Origin of the sequence: Mesorhizobium yinganensis, from assembly GCF_040081985.1 — a bacterium.
Classification (GTDB): domain Bacteria; phylum Pseudomonadota; class Alphaproteobacteria; order Rhizobiales; family Rhizobiaceae; genus Kumtagia; species Kumtagia yinganensis.
Map to the genome: position 1 here is coordinate 51,207 of NZ_JBEBMH010000015.1, position 14,791 is coordinate 65,997.

At 62.9% G+C, this 14,791-nt stretch carries 19 protein-coding genes; 7 read left to right on the plus strand and 12 right to left on the minus strand.

The features are described from left to right. Positions 1–34 precede the first annotated feature (34 nt). Entirely contained in the window at positions 35–565 is a 531-nt protein-coding gene (locus ABMA59_RS23435) for a gamma carbonic anhydrase family protein (RefSeq protein ID WP_349007813.1), read from the plus strand. A 125-nt stretch (positions 566–690) separates the two neighbouring features. On the opposite strand, the gene ABMA59_RS23440 is transcribed toward ABMA59_RS23435, so the two are convergent. From ABMA59_RS23440 to ABMA59_RS23450, 3 genes are all read right to left on the minus strand, one after another. Beyond that, entirely contained in the window at positions 691–1,296 is a 606-nt protein-coding gene (locus tag ABMA59_RS23440; RefSeq protein WP_349007814.1) for a transglutaminase-like cysteine peptidase, read from the minus strand. 398 nt (positions 1,297–1,694) lie between these two features. Next, positions 1,695–2,312, minus strand: coding sequence for a PilZ domain-containing protein (locus ABMA59_RS23445; RefSeq protein ID WP_349007924.1), 618 nt, complete (start codon positions 2,310–2,312; stop codon positions 1,695–1,697). Positions 2,313–2,431: 119 nt separating this feature from the next. Continuing rightward, positions 2,432–3,070, minus strand: coding sequence for a PAS domain-containing protein (locus ABMA59_RS23450; RefSeq protein WP_349007815.1), 639 nt, complete (start codon positions 3,068–3,070; stop codon positions 2,432–2,434). A gap of 410 nt (positions 3,071–3,480) precedes the next feature. Here ABMA59_RS23450 and ABMA59_RS23455 point away from each other — a divergent pair, with 410 nt between their 5' ends. Together ABMA59_RS23455 and ABMA59_RS23460 are read left to right on the plus strand one after the other, a co-directional pair. Beyond that, a complete protein-coding gene (locus ABMA59_RS23455) occupies positions 3,481–4,212 on the plus strand; it encodes a rhomboid family intramembrane serine protease (RefSeq protein ID WP_349007816.1) in 732 nt (243 codons plus the stop codon). A gap of 106 nt (positions 4,213–4,318) precedes the next feature. After that, the gene (locus ABMA59_RS23460) at positions 4,319–4,750 is read left to right on the plus strand and encodes a CBS domain-containing protein (RefSeq protein WP_349007817.1); all 432 of its coding nucleotides are present in this window, start codon (positions 4,319–4,321) and stop codon (positions 4,748–4,750) included. 41 nt (positions 4,751–4,791) lie between these two features. Here the strand turns inward: ABMA59_RS23460 and ABMA59_RS23465 are convergent, their stop codons facing one another. Beyond that, positions 4,792–5,049, minus strand: a complete 258-nt coding sequence (locus ABMA59_RS23465; protein ID WP_349007818.1) for a YjhX family toxin — start codon at positions 5,047–5,049, stop codon at positions 4,792–4,794. Positions 5,050–5,345: 296 nt separating this feature from the next. Next, positions 5,346–5,711, minus strand: coding sequence for a hypothetical protein (locus ABMA59_RS23470; RefSeq protein ID WP_349007819.1), 366 nt, complete (start codon positions 5,709–5,711; stop codon positions 5,346–5,348). A gap of 186 nt (positions 5,712–5,897) precedes the next feature. Between ABMA59_RS23470 and gatB the strand changes: the two genes are divergently transcribed. Together gatB and ABMA59_RS23480 are read left to right on the plus strand one after the other, a co-directional pair. After that, the gene (gene gatB, locus ABMA59_RS23475; protein ID WP_349007820.1) at positions 5,898–7,400 is read left to right on the plus strand and encodes an Asp-tRNA(Asn)/Glu-tRNA(Gln) amidotransferase subunit GatB; all 1,503 of its coding nucleotides are present in this window, start codon (positions 5,898–5,900) and stop codon (positions 7,398–7,400) included. A 1-nt stretch (position 7,401) separates the two neighbouring features. After that, complete coding sequence (locus tag ABMA59_RS23480; RefSeq protein ID WP_349007821.1) at positions 7,402–7,893, plus strand: GNAT family N-acetyltransferase; 492 nt, start codon at positions 7,402–7,404, stop codon at positions 7,891–7,893. 66 nt (positions 7,894–7,959) lie between these two features. On the opposite strand, the gene ABMA59_RS23485 is transcribed toward ABMA59_RS23480, so the two are convergent. Next, positions 7,960–8,292: a hypothetical protein gene (locus ABMA59_RS23485; RefSeq protein ID WP_349007822.1), complete on the minus strand. Its 333-nt coding sequence runs from the start codon at positions 8,290–8,292 to the stop codon at positions 7,960–7,962. A 217-nt stretch (positions 8,293–8,509) separates the two neighbouring features. On the opposite strand from ABMA59_RS23485, the gene ABMA59_RS23490 reads away from it, so the two are divergent. Both ABMA59_RS23490 and ABMA59_RS23495 read left to right on the plus strand, forming a co-directional pair. Next, the gene (locus ABMA59_RS23490) at positions 8,510–8,908 is read left to right on the plus strand and encodes an NADH:ubiquinone oxidoreductase subunit NDUFA12 (RefSeq protein ID WP_349007823.1); all 399 of its coding nucleotides are present in this window, start codon (positions 8,510–8,512) and stop codon (positions 8,906–8,908) included. 111 nt (positions 8,909–9,019) lie between these two features. Further along, positions 9,020–9,457 carry a DUF2155 domain-containing protein gene (locus tag ABMA59_RS23495; RefSeq protein ID WP_425475975.1) on the plus strand — a complete coding sequence of 146 codons (438 nt, stop codon included), beginning with the start codon at positions 9,020–9,022 and terminating at the stop codon, positions 9,455–9,457. A 10-nt stretch (positions 9,458–9,467) separates the two neighbouring features. On the opposite strand, the gene aat is transcribed toward ABMA59_RS23495, so the two are convergent. From aat to ABMA59_RS23525, 6 genes are all read right to left on the minus strand, one after another. After that, on the minus strand, positions 9,468–10,085 hold the full coding sequence (gene aat / locus ABMA59_RS23500; RefSeq protein ID WP_349007824.1) for a leucyl/phenylalanyl-tRNA--protein transferase: 618 nt from the start codon (positions 10,083–10,085) through the stop codon (positions 9,468–9,470). A gap of 13 nt (positions 10,086–10,098) precedes the next feature. Beyond that, the gene (gene accC / locus ABMA59_RS23505; RefSeq protein WP_349007825.1) at positions 10,099–11,442 is read right to left on the minus strand and encodes an acetyl-CoA carboxylase biotin carboxylase subunit; all 1,344 of its coding nucleotides are present in this window, start codon (positions 11,440–11,442) and stop codon (positions 10,099–10,101) included. A gap of 12 nt (positions 11,443–11,454) precedes the next feature. After that, positions 11,455–11,919 carry an acetyl-CoA carboxylase biotin carboxyl carrier protein gene (accB, locus tag ABMA59_RS23510; RefSeq protein WP_349007826.1) on the minus strand — a complete coding sequence of 155 codons (465 nt, stop codon included), beginning with the start codon at positions 11,917–11,919 and terminating at the stop codon, positions 11,455–11,457. A 32-nt stretch (positions 11,920–11,951) separates the two neighbouring features. After that, complete coding sequence (aroQ, locus tag ABMA59_RS23515; RefSeq protein ID WP_349007827.1) at positions 11,952–12,386, minus strand: type II 3-dehydroquinate dehydratase; 435 nt, start codon at positions 12,384–12,386, stop codon at positions 11,952–11,954. Between the two features lie 132 nt (positions 12,387–12,518). Then, a complete protein-coding gene (locus ABMA59_RS23520) occupies positions 12,519–13,328 on the minus strand; it encodes a DsbA family protein (RefSeq protein ID WP_349007828.1) in 810 nt (269 codons plus the stop codon). A gap of 42 nt (positions 13,329–13,370) precedes the next feature. Further along, positions 13,371–14,771, minus strand: coding sequence for a M48 family metalloprotease (locus ABMA59_RS23525; protein ID WP_349007829.1), 1,401 nt, complete (start codon positions 14,769–14,771; stop codon positions 13,371–13,373). Positions 14,772–14,791 lie beyond the last annotated feature (20 nt).

Below are 14,791 nucleotides of genomic sequence, written 5' to 3' on the forward strand. Positions count from 1 at the left end.
TGAGCGGAAGGCGAGCGGTAGCGCGGAGATTTTAATGCCCATCTATTCCATCGATGGCAAAGCCCCTGAATTCGAGGACGAGGCCAGCAATTGGATCGCGCCGGACGCAACTCTCATCGGCGATGTCCATGTCGGCAAGGATGCGGGGTTCTGGTTCGGTACTGTGCTGCGGGGCGACAATGAACGCATTTCCGTTGGTGCCGGCACCAACGTGCAGGAGCAGGTCATCATGCACACGGATATCGGTTTCCCGCTCGATATCGGGGTCGGCTGCACGGTCGGTCACCGTGCCATCCTGCATGGCTGCACAATCGGCGACAACAGCCTGATCGGCATGGGCGCTATCGTGCTCAACGGCGCGCGCATCGGCAAGAATTGCCTGGTGGGCGCCGGCGCGCTGGTCACCGAGGGAAAAGTCTTCGAGGACAATTCCCTGATCGTCGGCTCGCCGGCGAAGGCGGTGCGGGTGCTTGACGACCAGGCCGCCGCGCGGCTGACCCAGTCTGCCGAACATTATGTCGCAAATGGCCGGCGGTTCCGCGCGGGCCTGAGGAAGCTGCGTTAGGACCGCTTTCGAAAAACGTTCCCAAAAAGAGCGGAGCCGGCCCCGGGGATGGGGGCCGGCTCCTGAACCCGGTCGTTGGGGACGGGGAGGGTGGGGACTCGACCGGGTTTTCCCTGAAACCCGTTCTAGCGGACGCTGGCGACCGCCTCGGCGCGCCCGTCGTTGATCTTCACCCATACGCCCGAATTGGTTTCCGACTGGCGCTTGAGATAGGTGTAGGGCGTCTCGTCCCAGGCCAGAACGCGCGGTTCGAGATTGTCGAGCACATAGTCGCCGAGGCTGGTGCGGACGGTCAGCACCGCATGGCCGTCGCCGTTGGGCTGGCGGACCACCGTGATCAGCAGATCGCCGGCCGGAACGCCGAGCGCCATCAACTGGCGGCGCTTATCGAGCACATAATCCTCGCAGTCGCCCTCGCCATTGGGATAGGACCACACTTCCTCGCGGCCCCAGATCTCCATGTCCGTTTTCGGCGCGACCGACGCATTCACAACATTGTTGACGCTGATGATTGCCGACCACAGGCGCCGTGACAATTCCACCGGCGCGCGCTTTGCCGTCTTTTGCCGGCACTCGTCCGGAAGTTTCTGGCAAAACTCATAGTGACCGACCGGCTGGGTCGTGCGGCCCCCGGTCTTCATGAACGAACCAGCCGCCCCCGCGGCGCCCGTCATGCTCAACACACCCAAGACCGCCGCGAACAGCAGCGGCATCCCCTTCGTTTTCAACATCGTCCCGTCTCCCCGTTCGAGGAGACAATGACAGAGGCGGATTTATTTGACGCAAAACCGCGCAGTAGATATTGAATAGAAGTTGGAAGGTATTGTAAACTACATTGAGTTTAGTGAGTATAAAATTTAACTGAATCTGATTCCGATTTGTTAAGGATGGTCTTGCGCGGCGCCGCTCACGGAGCGCATCGGTAACGTCTTGAAAAGACGGCTGAAGGCGAGCGGTCGCGGGCAATGCCAGTGATGCTGCGTGCCGAACAATGGCATCTATCGCCGGCGCGTCTCGATGCAATCGGCAGTGACGTGTCCGGTATGCGATTCATGCGCAGACAAAAATGCGCCCCGGCTGAGCGTGGGGCGCATCGTTTCCCGACGGGGAGAAGATACGGAAGGGCGGCTCAGTCCTGCCCGCTGTTGAATTCCGAATCCAGCGTTTCGCTGCGTTGAACGACGGCGAACTCCACGGCGACGCCGTCCTCGAAGTGACGGACAATCTGGCCGCGCATGGTTCCGAGGATGACCTGGACGCCCAGCGCCGGCTTGACGTCGATCTCCACGGCCGCGCCGGAGAGTGAAAGGTCGATGATCCGGCACTGGTACTGGCGGCCGTCGGTGAGTTGCATGGTGGTGAGCGGATCGCGCGGCGCGACGCGCTCGTGGCGGCGGTCTTCCGGCAGGTCCAGCTCGTGCTTGTTCGCCAGCCAGGTCAACTGGGCGGCAAGCTTGTCCTTCTTGCGGTCGGACGCGATGATCGTCATCGCAAAACCATCTTCCATGGTGCGCGTGACGACGCCTTCGACGCGGCCGATATGATCGATATAGGCGATCACCTTCTCGCCGGGCTGTCCGATCTCGTCGGCGCGCAATGCGACATTGCCGGGCGACATGTCGATCACCTGGCACGGATGCTCGGTGCGATCCTCAAGCATGAAGCGGCCATAAATCTTGACGCGGACGCGCTGGAAGTTGCGTCGCTCGACCTTCGATGGCGATTGGTCCACTGCCGTCGCCCTGATCACTCTTGCTGCTCCGCTCGACCGTCACAATCCGCGCAATATTAGCTGTGAGGCAACTAGATATCGTCAGACAGGTTAACGGGGAGTAATTGTAGCACGTCTTTCGTGATCTGTACCACCTATTCGGTGCGTCCGCCCGGCAGAACAAGCAGGTGGCGGATGCGGCGCGCCCCAAACCGCATCGGGCCATCGTATGCGTCATCCAGGGTGCCTGCTTCCAGCGCTGGGACGCGAACGGCCGGCCTGTTCTTGAGGAGCATCGGCTCGCGGTCCGGGTCGACGATCCGCACGGTCTCGACGGTTGCGTCGCTGACCGGATCGGCGCCAAGCCAGTAGGGTTTGGTTTCCGACGAGACGATGCCGAGCGCGCGGCGGTTCTCCTGGCCGCCATCGAGGGGAAGGAGCAGCAGTTCCATCGGCACCGAGCGCTGGGTGCGGGAGATGCCGTCGAAGGTCATCACCAGCACCGCCTTGTCCTGGAAGACGCCGCGCACCAGGCGCATCACCATGCGGCTGTCCTTTTCCCGCCACAGCGATGAGAAGGCGAAGCCCTTCAACTCGCGGCCATAGATCGCGCAGAGCCGCGTGCCGGCGAGCCGGAAGACGGCCTCGCCGCGCGAATCGCTCTCGAGAATGAACGTGTCGCCGAGCAGAGCCTTGATGTCGGCGGGCTCAATCTCGGTGCGCTTGGGTGCGGGACGCCCGTCCCGCAGTCGGTTCCAATATTGGAACAGGTTCACCGAAGCTTCCCGTTTCATACCGCTCCATTCCACGCGCTTTTGCCGTCTTCTGTGTCAGGGACAGACAAAAACGCGTCCGCTGGTTATCTACATGCGGGGCGGAGCAGGAAGCGTGCCAGTGCGGCCTCGGGTTGTTCACGCCTGCGGGCCGGTAAGGTTAATTTTTGGTTTAGATTGCGCGTCCCGGGCCGCCGTGACATTAATGAAACCACTCCACGGCGCGGTTGCGGACAGCGACGGCGCCACTTCAGTCAAAGTTTTTTGGGGAGAGCGGGGGCTCGACCGGCCGTCTGGGTTATTTCCCGGGCGGCCTTTTTTTCGTGCTGGCTGGATAGCGATTCGGGCGTGCAGGTGGCGGCGCGCAGAATCTCCATGCTTTGAACGGGCAGGGCATTCAGCTTTCGCGCGCCATGCTTTAGCAAGCACGCATGACAAATCCGCATCCCACCGACGAACCGCTGCCGCAGCCGCAGGAGCCGCCACACGAACCGGTCTTCAACATACCCGGCGTCGTGCTTCTGCTGATCGCGCTCTGCGCCGCCGTCCATGTGGTCCGCGTCTACATGCTCAGCATCGACGCCGACACCGACCTGCTGCTGCGGACCGCCTTCATTCCGGTACGCTATTCGGGGATCTTTCCCCTCGACATCTACGCCTTCACCACGCCTTTCACCTACACGTTCCTGCATGGCGACTGGCTGCATCTCGGCATCAACATGGTGTGGCTGGCCGCCTTCGGTTCGCCGCTGGCAAACCGCCTGGGAGCGCCGCGGTTCCTGCTGTTCTGGGCGTTGACCGGCCTTGCAGCCGCCGCTTTGCACTGGGCGATCCATCCGCTCGACCAGGGGCCGCTGATCGGGGCTTCCGGTGCGATTTCCGGAATGATGGGAGCGGCGGCGCGTTTTGCGTTCCGCATGGAGCGGCGGGGAGGGCGCGCGGCCTTCGGCGGGCCGGCGCTGCCGGTGGGCGTGGTGCTGCGCTCGCGCAGCGTGGTCACCTTCCTCGCCTTCTGGATGATCATCAACCTGGCGACCGGCCTCTACGGTTTCGGGCCGGGCGCGGACGCTGCGATTGCCTGGGAAGCGCATATAGGCGGTTTCGTCCTCGGCTTCCTCGGGCTTCCCTATTTCCTGGGCAGCGCCGATCGCCGGCGAAGCTAGGCCGCAACAGTTCAAACACTTGCATTGGTCCTGTTCGACGGGCACGATACGCCACGGATCGGCGTGCGGTCGCGCCGCGTTCGCTCAACGACAGGTGGAGGACGCCATGACGGTGAAGGCAATCCTTGAAAGCAAGGGCCACGACGTATTGACGATCGGCCCGAACGAACAGCTCTCCACCGCCGTGCAGATATTGGCGGAGCGGCGCATCGGCGCGCTGGTCGTCACCAATGGCGACCGCAAGATCGTCGGCATCCTCTCCGAACGCGACATCGTGCGGCAGGTCGGCAGGGAAGGCGCCGCGGCGCTGGACCGCAGCGTCCGCGAGGTGATGACGCCGAAGGTCAGCATCTGCAACGAGAACCATACCGTGAACGAGGTCATGGAGATCATGACGAAAGGCCGTTTTCGCCACCTGCCGGTGGAGAAGAACGGCCAACTCGACGGCATCGTCTCGATCGGCGACGTGGTCAAGCGCCGGATCGAGGATGTCGAGCGCGAGGCGGAGCAGATCCGCGAATATATCGCGACGGCGTGACAGCCGGGCCGGCCGAGTCGAACCCGGCCGGCTTTGTCTTCCTAACGGTTGTCGAGTTCCGACCGCACCAGCTCCAGCCCGCGCCGGGTGATGCGATAGGGGCCGCCTTCGGACGATGCGACCGCCCGCTTGCGTTTCAGCTTGCGGAAGAGGTCGAGATCGAAGCCCGGATAGCGCCAGCCGTCGCGCGTCAGGCAATGCGCCGCCTCTATTCTTTTGCGTGCGTTCTTCTCGATTTCGATGCGCCCGCCCTGGGCGAGCAGGTGCAATATGCGCTGTTCCGTGCGCGAGATGTCCATTGGAAAAATGTCCCGGGAAAACCTGGCCGAATGGCCAAAACAAAAAACCGCAGCCGCGAAGGTTCGCGGCACGGGGTTCAGGTTTTCATGCCCTGCCTTGCCAAAAAGGCAGGGCTTCAGCGGGTCTCAGCGTAGGTAGACATCCACACTCCATCGGGAGCGGTGCGTATAGCGGAGAGGGCTGGAAAAGGGAAGCGGGGCGGAGGGCTTGATTGCGTGTCGGTTTGAATGTCCGGTGTCGACCCCCATTTCGGTCATCTCGCCGCGTGGGGGCTCACACCGCCATGCTAATTTGCTTAACCCTTCGAAGGCAGCACTCCCCATGCATCCGGTTCGTGGTATTCGCCATCGTCTTCCATAAACTGTATCGATCTTGCCACGATGTAGCCCGTCACTCGCGCAGACTGAAGTTCAAACAGAAATGGCTGAAATGTAAGGTTGGTGGCAGGAAGTTGGACAGGAAAACGGCCCAGATTACCACTCTGCAAGATCGAGAGTGCCGGGAACACCGGGAAAATCAAGTGAGCCTCGATCTCAGAAAATAATACATCCACTCTCGTCGAATGCGTGTCATTTTTAGGGGAACGGAGAAGAAGCTTCTGATGGCTTACTGTATACGCCCAGCACTCAAACCGCCTGACTGAGGAATAGATGACGCTCATCGTTGGGGCTCCGTGAAGGCGCGATCCGCATTTTATCGCAGATTGCGTGGGTCAGCTTCCCAGCCACCGCCGACATCCAACCCGATCCACCGCCCAAGCCTTGCCTCGCTCCCTGCTTTGCACTAGCGAAAGACGACAGTCCGCCGTGCGAAAACCGCATCGGACAATCGAACGATCCAGGCCGACATGACCCTCATCGACACCCGCACGCCCGATCCGAAACGTTTTATCCCCGGCGCCACAGGCGACTGGGAGGTGATCATCGGCATGGAGGTCCACGCGCAGGTGACCTCCGAGGCAAAGCTGTTTTCGGGGGCGTCGACCTCGTTCGGCGCGGCGCCCAACGACAATGTCAGCCTGGTCGACGCGGCCATGCCGGGCATGCTGCCGGTGATCAACGAGGAATGCGTGCGCCAGGCGATCCGCACGGGGTTGGGGCTGAAGGCTGAGATCAACCACAAGTCGGTCTTCGACCGAAAGAACTATTTTTATCCCGACCTGCCGCAGGGTTATCAGATCTCACAGTTCAAGCAGCCGATCGTCGGCGAGGGCGTCGTCTCGGTCGCCGTCGGGCCGGATTCGAAGGGCCAATACGAGGAGATCGAGGTCGGCATCGAGCGCCTGCATCTGGAGCAGGATGCCGGAAAATCGATCCACGACCAGCATCCGACCATGTCCTATGTCGATTTGAACCGCTCGGGCGTCGCGCTGATGGAGATCGTGTCGAAGCCGGACCTGCGCTCGTCCGAAGAGGCGAAAGCCTATGTGACGAAGCTGCGGACCATCGTGCGGTATCTCGGCACCTGCGACGGCAACATGGAGGAAGGCTCGCTGCGCGCCGACGTCAACGTTTCGGTGCGCAAGCCGGGCGGCGCGTTCGGCACGCGCTGCGAGATCAAGAACGTCAATTCCATCCGTTTCATCGGCCAGGCGATCGAATACGAGGCGCGCCGCCAGATCGCGATCCTCGAGGACGGCGGCAAGATTGACCAGGAGACGCGGCTGTTCGACCCCAACAAGGGCGAGACGCGGTCGATGCGCTCGAAAGAGGAGGCGCATGACTACCGCTATTTCCCCGATCCCGACCTCTTGCCGCTGGAGTTCGACCAGGCCTATGTCGACGCGCTGGCCGAGGGCCTGCCGGAATTGCCGGACGACAAGCGTTCGCGCCTGATCTCCGGCCTCGGCCTGTCGGCCTACGACGCCTCGGTGCTGGTTTCGGAAAAGGCGATTGCCGACTATTTCGAGCAGGTCGCGGCCGGCCGCGACGGCAAGCTCGCCGCCAACTGGGTGATCAACGACTTGCTGGGCGCCTTGAACAAGGCCGGCAAAAGCCTTGAAGAGTCTCCTGTTTCGCCGACCCAACTCGGCGCCGTCATCGACCTGATCAAGGAAGGCACGATTTCCGGCAAGATCGCAAAAGACCTGTTCGAGATCGTCTGGAACGAGGGCGGCGACCCGAAGGCGCTGGTCGAGAGCCGCGGCATGAAGCAGGTGACCGACACCGGCGCGATCGAGAAGGCCGTCGACGACGTGATCGCCGCCAATCCGGACAAGGCCGAGCAGGCCAAGTTGAAGCCGACGCTCGCCGGTTGGTTCGTCGGCCAGGTGATGAAGGCGACGGGTGGAAAGGCAAATCCGCAGGCGGTCAACGACCTGGTGAAGGCGAAACTCGGCATCGAGGGATAAGATGTTCCTGCGCACCGCCAGCGAGCGCGACCTGCCGGCGGTCCGCGCCCTGCTGGTGGAGACATGGCACGCCACCTACGATTCGATCTATGGCGCCGCCAAGGTCACCGAGATCACCGATGACTGGCATTCGATCGCGTCACTGAAGGCGCGGCTGGTGAGACCGAACGCCGAGTTCATCGTCGCCGATGACGGCAAGACTCTCGGCGGCATGGCTTATGCGGCAGCCACGAGCGAGCCGAAAATCGTGATCCTGCATCAGCTTTATGTGCGGCCGGCATTGCAGCGCAGCGGGCTGGGAAGGCTGCTGCTGGACGAGATCGAGGACAGTTTTCCCGATGCCCGGACGATCCGGCTCGAGGTGGAAGCGCAGAACCTGCCGGCTGTCGCCTTTTACAGCAAGAACGGTTTTGCGCAGCAGGGCGACGTCGTCAATTGCTGCGGTTCGGCCTTCGCCATTCCGGCACTCGTCTACGAGAAGCGTTTGGGCTGAGAGTCTATCCCGGCGCAAGATGGATGCGGGTCGGTCCGCCGGCGTGGCGAACCGACAGCGACGTGCTTATTCCTTGCACTTGTCGTCTTCAGCGGTTGCGGCGGCCGTCTTGTCGCCGTGCTGCTGGGCCTCGACGTCCTGCTGGGACGTGGCCAAGTCCTTGTTGCCGCCGCCTTCCTGTGTGGCCAGCGGCATGGTGGCACCGTCCTTGGCGGTCGGATTGCCGGCCTGCTGCTGCGCATCCGGGGTTTCCAGCGGCGCGTGCGTGCCGTCCTTGGAAATGGATCCGGTCTTGTTCATATCCGTGCCCGATGCCGCGCCGTTGGGGCAGGCGGCCATAGCCGTACCGGCGGCAAGCGACAGGCCCGCTGCCAGCAGCAATGAAGAAAGAAGTCTCATGTCATGGTCCTCCTTGAATGGGTGCCTGAGGACAGAACCAGCTTCACCCGGCTTGGTTCCGCCGAAAGCGGCGCTGCCGTTCCGTGCCGCACCTCGCCAAGCGAGCCGGAGAAGTTGGGTGAGACATCGCCGCACACTTGCAACGGACGGCGGGCAAGGCCATAACGGGCCGAATTCCGCGACGCGCTTTTTTGGCGCCGGTCGGCCGAGGGATGCGATGAAAGACTTCCTTGTCCAGTTCTTCACCTGGTGGAACGGCCAGACGCTCGGCACGCGCTTCCACACCTGGCGTTATGGCAAAAAGGTCGGGCAGGACGAGGCCGGCAACACCTATTACGAGGGCGGCACCGATTCGGAAGGCCGCACGCGCCGCTGGGTGATCTACAACGGCCTCGCCGAGGCGTCGCGCATCCCGCCGGGATGGCATGGCTGGATGCATCATCGCGTCGACGTCGCGCCGCCGCAGGAAAGCTACAAGCCGCGCGAATGGCAGAAGCCGCATCTCCCGAACCTGACCGGCAGCCCTGCCGCCTATCGTCCGCCGGGCTCGTTGGCGCATGGTTCGCACCGGCCGCAGGTCACCGGCGACTACGACGCCTGGACGCCGGGCGGTTGAGTTTTGCCGTTGCGGTCCGTTATCGCCACAATCCGGAATTAACCGCATGTTGACCATGCCGGCCAATAAGGCCCACTGGTCGTCTGGCAACCTCTTTCCGGATTCGTCCGCATGATCTTTTCCCCGAGACGGAGCAGCGCAGGGCTGGCGACATTGTTGAGCGCCGGCATGGCCTTGTTCGCGCCCGTCCAGCCCGCGTCGGCGGAGCGCATCGCCAATCCGGTCGCCGAGTTCACCGGCGTCGACAAGATCACCGGACGCATCATCACTTTCGACGTGTATATCAACGAGACCGTGCAGTTCGGCGCGCTGCAGGTTACGCCGCGCGTCTGCTATTCGCGGGCCAAGGAGGAGGAGCCGAAGACCGATTCCTTCGTCGAGGTCGACGAGATCACGCTCGACCGCAAGATCCGGCGCATCTTCACCGGCTGGATGTTCGCCGAAAGCCCCGGGCTCAACGCCGTCGAACACGCCGTCTACGACGTGTGGCTGAAGAGTTGCAAGCAGAGCTCCGACGTGCCGGCGCCGGAAACGCCGAAGACGAACTGATAAGCTTCGCTTACGGAAAAAACTTCGCCGTCGATTCCAGCGCTTCGGCCAGCAGCATCTCGTATTTGCGGCGGGGCACGTCGACCGCGCCGAAGCGCTTCAGGTGCTCGGTGGTGAACTGCGTGTCGAGCAGCGTGAATTTCCGCTCGCGCAGCCGCTCGACCAGATGCACCAGGCAAATCTTCGATGCATCCGTCTCGCGCGAAAACATGCTCTCGCCGAAAAAGGCGCGGCCGAGCGTCACGCCGTAGAGACCGCCGACCAACCGCCCGTCGCGCCAGGCCTCGACCGAATGGGCGTGGCCGATGCGGTGGAGCTCGATATAGGCCTCGCGGATCGGCGCGTTGATCCATGTCGAGTGGCGATTGTCCCGCTCCTCCGCGCAGGCGTCGATGACGCCGGGAAAGTCGGTGTCGATGCTGACGTTGAACAGGTTCTGCTTGAGTGTCTTGCGCAGGCTTTTCGAGACGTGGAACGTGTTCAGCGGAATGATGCCTCGCGCCTCCGGGCGGACCCAGAAGACTTCCGGGTCGTCGGCGCTTTCCGCCATCGGAAAGACGCCGGTGGCGTAGGCCTTCAGCAAAAGGTCGGTCGGTATGCGGTGGCCTGGCGCGAAGGGGCGTGTCATCGGCCGTGCCGGATCAATCGCTTTCGGCCAGGTATTTTTCCAGCCAATGGATGTCGTAGTCGCCATTGGCGATGTCGCTGTTGCCTACAAGCTCGCGGAACAGCGGCAGGGTCGTCTTGATGCCGTCGACCACGAATTCGTCGAGTGCGCGCCGCAGCCGCATCATGCATTCGACGCGGTTGCGCCCATGCACGATCAGCTTGCCGATCAGGCTGTCGTAATAGGGCGGGATGCGATAGCCGGAGTAGACACCGGAATCGACGCGGATGCCGAGCCCGCCCGGCGTGTGGAAATGCGTGATCGTGCCGGGCGAGGGCACGAAGGTGCGCGGGTCCTCGGCATTGATGCGGCATTCGATAGCATGCCCCTGGAATTTCACGTCCGCCTGGGTGACCGAGAGGCCACCACCAGAAGCGACGCGGATCTGCTCATGCACGAGGTCGAGGCCGGTGATTGCCTCCGTCACCGGATGCTCGACCTGGAGCCGCGTGTTCATCTCGATGAAATAGAACTCGCCGTCCTCGTAAAGGAACTCGATCGTGCCCGCGCCGGAATAGCCGAGGTCCGCGACCGCCTTGGCGCAGATGTCGCCGATGCGGGAACGTTCTTCGGCGTTGAGAGCGGGCGAAAAGGCTTCTTCCCACACTTTCTGGTGGCGGCGCTGCAGCGAGCAGTCGCGTTCGCCTAGGTGTACGCCCTTGCCGGCGCCGTCGCCGAACACCTGCAATTCGATATGGCGCGGCTTTTCCAGATATTTCTCGATATAGACCGAATCGTTGCCGAAGGCCGCACCGGCTTCGGTGCTGGCGGTCTGCAGCGCCTCGATCAGGTCGTCCTCGGTGCGGGCGACCTTCATGCCGCGCCCGCCGCCGCCGGCTGTCGCCTTGATGATCACGGGATAGCCGATGTCGGCAGCGATGCGCTTGGCCTCCGCCTCGTCGGTGACGGCGCCGTCGGAGCCAGGCACGCAGGGGATGCCGAGGCGCTTGGCGGTGCGCTTGGCCTCGATCTTGTCGCCCATGATGCGGATGTGCTCGGCCGAAGGGCCGATGAAGGTGATGTGGTGGGCGGCGAGGATGTCGGCGAATTTCGCATTCTCGGAGAGGAAACCGTAGCCGGGATGCACGGCATCGGCGCCGGTGATCTCGCAGGCGGCGACGATCTGGTGAATGTTGAGATAGCTGTCACGCGACGGCGGCGGGCCGATGCACACGCTTTCGTCGGCAAGGCGCACATGCATGGCGTCGGCGTCGGCGGTCGAGTGCACGACGACGGTCTTGATGCCGAGTTCCTTGGCCGCGCGGAGCACCCTGAGCGCGATCTCGCCCCGGTTGGCGATGAGGATCTTCTGGAACATCGGTGCCGCGACCTATTCGATTACGACCAGCGGCATGCCGTATTCCACGGGCTGGGCATCCTCGATGAGGATCGCCGTAACAGTGCCGGCGCGCGGTGACGGAATCTGGTTCATCGTCTTCATGGCTTCGATGATGATGAGCGTCTGGCCTTCGCGCACCGTCTGGCCGAGTTCGACGAACGGCTTGGCGTCGGGCGAGGGCGAGAGATAGGCGGTGCCGACCATGGGCGAGGTCACAGCATTCTTCGAGAGGTCGGCGGGCGAGGGGGGCGCCACTGCCGCCGGCGCTGCCGCGACCACCACCGGCGCGGCGGCGGCGACCGCCGGGGCATAGGCTTGGATAGGGGCCGCGTGACGCGCGACGCGCACTTTCAGGTCTCCGAGTTCGACCTCGATTTCAGAAAGATTGGTGTCGTTCAGGATCCCGGCGAGATCGCGGATGAGCTGCTGGTCAACATCCGTTTTCTTTGTCGACATATCGAAACCTTTTTCCTTCTTGTCGCGCGGTTCTACAGCCGCGCGGCGATGGCTTGCAGGGCGAGCGTATAGCCCAGCGGGCCGAAGCCGCAGATCATCCCTATGGCGACCGGCGCGATCATCGACTTGTGGCGGAACGCTTCGCGGGCATGAATATTCGAAAGATGCACTTCGACGACCGGCAGGGGCGCCGTCGCGCGGATCGCATCGTGCAACGCAATGGAAGTGTGGGTGTAGGCGCCGGCATTCAGCACCACACCAACCGCCTTGTCGGCGGCCTCGTGCAGCCAGTCGACCAGATCACCCTCGTGATTGGACTGCCTGAAGTCGATCGCAAGCCCGAGCAGTCCTGCCGCTTCCTGGCAATCAGCCTCGATCGCGGCCAACGTCTTGCCGCCATAGATTCCCGGCTCGCGCTTGCCCAGCGCGTTGAGGTTGGGACCGTTCAGGACGAAGACCGTCTTCAATCAATTAACCTTCGAGTCGCGCGGGAAAATGCTCATTCGCGCGGCGCCCTCTATAGACGGCATAGCCCGCGCCGAAAAGAGCGCAAGCGCGTTGTTTGCCTGTCCACAATCGGCAGGTTGGGAAATTCCGTCTCAGCAGGCGGCGCTGGCGCAGGCTGCCTTGGCGGAGGCGATCTTCTTGGTCAGCACATCCTTGCCGAGCGCCCCGAAGACGACCTCGTCGCCGACCACATAGGAGGGTGTCCCGGTGATCGCCAGCTTGTTGGCGAGGTCGTAGGTCTTGGCGAAGGTATCGGAGATGGTCGGGTTTTTCATCTCCTCGCGCAGCTTCGCCTCGTCGGCGCCGAGCGACACCGCGATCTTCATTGCCGCGGCCTCGGTGGCGCGGCCCTTGCTGCCGAGAAGCTGGTTGTGGAACTCGCCGTATTTTTCCGGCATGAGATTGTTGAAAGCCTGCGACACGACATGGGCCTTTTGCGAATCCGGGCCGAGGATCGGGAATTCCTTCAGCACGAAGCGCAGGTCTGGATCGGACTCCGTCAGCGCCAGCATGTCCTCCTGGGCGCGTTTGCAGAAGCCGCAATTGTAGTCGTAGAACTCGACGATCGTGACCTTGCCGTTGGGATTGCCGACGACGCCGTCATGGGCCGAGTTGAATATGTCGCTCTTGGCATCCTGGATGACCTGGAGGCTGGCGACCCGCTGCTCTTCCTTCTGCTTGGTGTCGAGCGCGGCCTGGACCTCGAGCATCACTTCGGGATTGGCGATCAGATATTCGCGCACGATCCGTTCCACCTCCGGCCGGTCCATCACCGCTTCCGACATCATTGCCTGCGGCGCTGTATCGGCCACCGCGCCTTGCTTGCCGGCGACGAAGCCGACGGCCAGCATTGCGAAAGCCACCGCGACGCCGCTCGCGCCCAACAGGATTGCCTTGTTCATCGATTCATCTCCCGCCGACGGCGCCACTCCTGCGGCGGCCGGCTAACCCTTCTTTTTCGGAATCTTGTAGTTGATGATGTCCTGCGCGCGCACCCAGCCGGGTTCGCCGCGCTTCATCTTGGTCTGCGCGCGCATCGCGAAGATTTTGGCGTCCTGATAGGCACCTGAATAATAGTAACCTTCCGCTGTCGCCAGCTCTGCCTCGGGAATTTCACCGAGTTGTCCGTAGGCCTGGGCAAGGTAGCGGTAGCCGGCAGGATTCTCGCGGTCGCGTTCCAGCGCGTCGCTGATTTCGTTCACCGCTTTTTTGAGCGAAGCGGGGTCGCCCGACGCGATCAAGGCCTGACCGAGGGAAATCTGGATGATGCCCGACTTCACCGGGTCGAGCCGCACCGCATTGCGATAGGCTTCCGCGGCTTCCTTCGGTTTGTTTGACTTCATCAGGATGTCGCCGCGAAGCTCCTGGAAATACGGGTTCTTCGGCTGGAGTTTTATGAGGGCGTCGACCTTCTTCTGCGCCGACTTGAGGTTGCCGTAGAGATAGGTCGCGATAGTGTCGCCATATTGTGCGGCAATGCCCTTCGGATCCTTGCGGAACAGCCGGGCGGCGGCCGACTGGCCCTGGGTGAACGCCGCGATCTTCGCTCGCATCATGTCGTGGCGCTGCTGGAGAGTCGGCGAATCGGTGACGTCGTAATATTTGCTGCCCGTGGCCAGCGTTTCGAGATTGGCGATGCGGTCGCGCGGCATCGGATGGCTGACCTGATAGGGGTCGACCCGCGTGCCGGAAAGCGAAAGCGCGTTCTGGAAGCGGCCAAAGGTCTTCAGCATGCCCTTGGCCGACTGGCTGGTGGCTTCCAGATAGGTGACCGCCGAGCGGTCGGCTGTGGTCTCCTCGCTGCGCTGGTAGCCGAGCAGACCGCGCCGCGCGAATTCCCCGCCGCCCATGGCGATGCCGCCGCCCGCCTGTGCGAGTTCGCTGGAGTTCGTTGCGGCGCCCGCCGCGACAGCCCCGATGCCGAGCAGACCGGCGACGATGGCCATGGTCTGGGCGCGCGCCAACTGGTCGCGCAGCCGCTCCTGGTGCCCGCCGGCCAGATGGCCGGCTTCGTGGGCGATGACGCCGATGATCTCGTTCGGCGTCTCGGCCTGCACGAGCGCGCCGGTATTGATGAACATGCGGCGCCCGGCGACGAAGGCGTTGAAGCTCGTGTCGTTAATCAGGATGATGTCGATGCCGGATTTGGACAGGCCCGCGGCCTTGAAGATCGGCCGCGCATAATCGCGGACCAGAGCTTCAATCTCGGCGTCGCGAACCACCGGCAGGTTGGACTGGGCATAGGCCTGAGCGGACGCGGCAATCGTCACCGCGCCGGCGATCAAAACGCCCGCAATCGCACGCGCCGCTCTGGAGAAGACAGTCTCTATCGGGGTTATCCTCATGACCGGAATCACTGGTATCC

Excerpts from the sequence above, each read along its gene's own strand:
- ABMA59_RS23435 (WP_349007813.1), top strand. The coding sequence starts at position 35 with ATGCCCATCTATTCCATCGATGGCAAAGCCCCTGAATTCGAGGACGAG.
- ABMA59_RS23450 (WP_349007815.1), bottom strand. The coding sequence starts at position 3,070 with ATGAAACGGGAAGCTTCGGTGAACCTGTTCCAATATTGGAACCGACTG.
- ABMA59_RS23485 (WP_349007822.1), bottom strand. The coding sequence starts at position 8,292 with ATGAGACTTCTTTCTTCATTGCTGCTGGCAGCGGGCCTGTCGCTTGCC.
- ABMA59_RS23525 (WP_349007829.1), bottom strand. The coding sequence starts at position 14,771 with ATGAGGATAACCCCGATAGAGACTGTCTTCTCCAGAGCGGCGCGTGCG.
- accB (WP_349007826.1), bottom strand. The coding sequence starts at position 11,919 with ATGTCGACAAAGAAAACGGATGTTGACCAGCAGCTCATCCGCGATCTC.
- ABMA59_RS23470 (WP_349007819.1), bottom strand. The coding sequence starts at position 5,711 with ATGAGCGTCATCTATTCCTCAGTCAGGCGGTTTGAGTGCTGGGCGTAT.
- ABMA59_RS23495 (WP_425475975.1), top strand. The coding sequence starts at position 9,020 with ATGATCTTTTCCCCGAGACGGAGCAGCGCAGGGCTGGCGACATTGTTG.
- ABMA59_RS23480 (WP_349007821.1), top strand. The coding sequence starts at position 7,402 with ATGTTCCTGCGCACCGCCAGCGAGCGCGACCTGCCGGCGGTCCGCGCC.
- ABMA59_RS23460 (WP_349007817.1), top strand. The coding sequence starts at position 4,319 with ATGACGGTGAAGGCAATCCTTGAAAGCAAGGGCCACGACGTATTGACG.
- ABMA59_RS23455 (WP_349007816.1), top strand. The coding sequence starts at position 3,481 with ATGACAAATCCGCATCCCACCGACGAACCGCTGCCGCAGCCGCAGGAG.
- ABMA59_RS23440 (WP_349007814.1), bottom strand. The coding sequence starts at position 1,296 with ATGTTGAAAACGAAGGGGATGCCGCTGCTGTTCGCGGCGGTCTTGGGT.
- gatB (WP_349007820.1), top strand. The coding sequence starts at position 5,898 with ATGACCCTCATCGACACCCGCACGCCCGATCCGAAACGTTTTATCCCC.
- ABMA59_RS23520 (WP_349007828.1), bottom strand. The coding sequence starts at position 13,328 with ATGAACAAGGCAATCCTGTTGGGCGCGAGCGGCGTCGCGGTGGCTTTC.
- accC (WP_349007825.1), bottom strand. The coding sequence starts at position 11,442 with ATGTTCCAGAAGATCCTCATCGCCAACCGGGGCGAGATCGCGCTCAGG.
- aat (WP_349007824.1), bottom strand. The coding sequence starts at position 10,085 with ATGACACGCCCCTTCGCGCCAGGCCACCGCATACCGACCGACCTTTTG.
- ABMA59_RS23465 (WP_349007818.1), bottom strand. The coding sequence starts at position 5,049 with ATGGACATCTCGCGCACGGAACAGCGCATATTGCACCTGCTCGCCCAG.
- ABMA59_RS23490 (WP_349007823.1), top strand. The coding sequence starts at position 8,510 with ATGAAAGACTTCCTTGTCCAGTTCTTCACCTGGTGGAACGGCCAGACG.